The following is a 1658-nucleotide window of genomic DNA, read 5'->3' on the forward strand; positions in this document are numbered from 1 at the left end:
CGCTGACGCCTGTACCCGTGCCGCCGTCGACTTCCTGCTGCGCGACGCGCACGGCCAGGGCAAACTCAAACTGCCGGATGTCGACAACCCGTCGAAACAGTCGGGTTGGATCCTGCTCGGCATGGGCAAGCTCGGGGCACACGAGCTGAATTTTTCCTCGGACATCGACCTGGTGGTTTTCTTCGATCCGGAAGCACCGGCGGTCGTCGACCCGCTCGACGCCACCGAATTGTTTTCGCGGCTGACGCGCCGCCTGGTTCGCATCCTGCAGGACCGCACCGAGCACGGATATGTCTTCCGCACCGATCTGAGGCTGCGCCCCGACCCCGGCTCGACACCGCTGGCGATCCCGGTCGAGGCGGCACTGCGCTACTATGAGGCGCGCGGCCAGAACTGGGAGCGCGCCGCCATGATCAAGGCACGTCCGGTAGCCGGCGATCTGGCCGCGGGCGCTGCCTTCCTCAAGGAGCTTCAGCCCTATATCTGGCGCAAATACATGGATTACGCGGCGATTGCCGACGTCCATTCGATCAAGCGACAGATCCACGCCCACAAGGGCCATGGCGAGATCGCGGTCAAGGGCCACAACGTCAAGCTCGGCCGCGGCGGCATTCGCGAGATCGAGTTCTTCGTCCAGACCCAGCAGCTTATCGCCGGCGGACGCTTCCCTGAACTGCGTGGCCGCGAGACCGTGCCGATGCTCGGCGAGCTTGCGACACGCGGCTGGATCACCACCGAGGCGCGCGATGCGCTCGCCCGCCAGTACTGGTTCCTGCGCCGCGTCGAACATGCCGTGCAGATGGTTGCCGACGAGCAGACCCACACGCTGCCGGAAGATGATGAAGGCTTGGAGCGCATCGCCCGCATGCTCGCCTTTGCCGATGCTCCTGCCTTTTCCCAGGCGTTTCGCGCCTCGCTGCAGCAGGTCGAACGCCACTACGCGGCACTGTTCGAAACAGCACCGGAACTTTCGACAGGCATCGGCAATCTCGTCTTCACCGGCGATGTCGACGATCCCGATACGCTGCAGACCTTGCACGGCCTCGGCTTCCAGCGGCCAAGCGACACCTGCCGCGTCATCCGAGGCTGGCATTTCGGTCGCTATCGCGTCACTCAGTCGGCGGAGGCGCGCGAGCGGCTGACGGAATTGACGCCGGCTCTGCTGCGCTCCTTCGGCCAGACGCGCCGGGCCGACGAAGCGCTGATGCGCTTCGACGAATTTCTCGCCGGCCTGCCGGCCGGCATCCAGCTGTTTTCCCTGCTGCAGTCCAATCCGGCCCTGCTCAAGCTCCTGGCAACGATCATGGGTGCGGCGCCCCGGCTGGCGGCGATCATCACCCGCCGGCCGCATGTCTTCGATGGTCTGCTCGACCCGGCCTTGCTGACGGAGCTACCGGACCGCGCCTATCTGTCGGCACGGCTTTCCGCCTTTGTCGAGGGCGACCGGCTTTATGAGGACGTGCTCGACCGGCTGCGCATTTTTGCTTCCGAGCAGAAATTCCTGATCGGCGTCCGGCTGCTCGCCGGCTCGATCGATCCGGCGCGCGCCGGCCGCGCCTTCTCCGATCTGGCGGATCTCACCATCGAGGCTGCGTTGCAGGCGGTGACGGCCGAATTCGCGGCGCGCCACGGCACCATTGCCGGCGGCGTGGTTGCGC

The 1658-nt window shown here is 66.0% G+C and carries 1 protein-coding gene; it reads left to right on the forward strand.

All coding sequences use genetic code 11. From position 1 onward, the window contains the following. On the forward strand, positions 1 to 1658 hold a 1658-nt coding region (locus EN914_RS34680; RefSeq protein WP_127389653.1), incomplete at both ends, for a bifunctional [glutamine synthetase] adenylyltransferase/[glutamine synthetase]-adenylyl-L-tyrosine phosphorylase.

It is taken from the genome of Mesorhizobium sp. M7A.F.Ca.CA.001.08.2.1, assembly GCF_003998455.1.
GTDB classification, from domain to species: domain Bacteria; phylum Pseudomonadota; class Alphaproteobacteria; order Rhizobiales; family Rhizobiaceae; genus Mesorhizobium; species Mesorhizobium ciceri.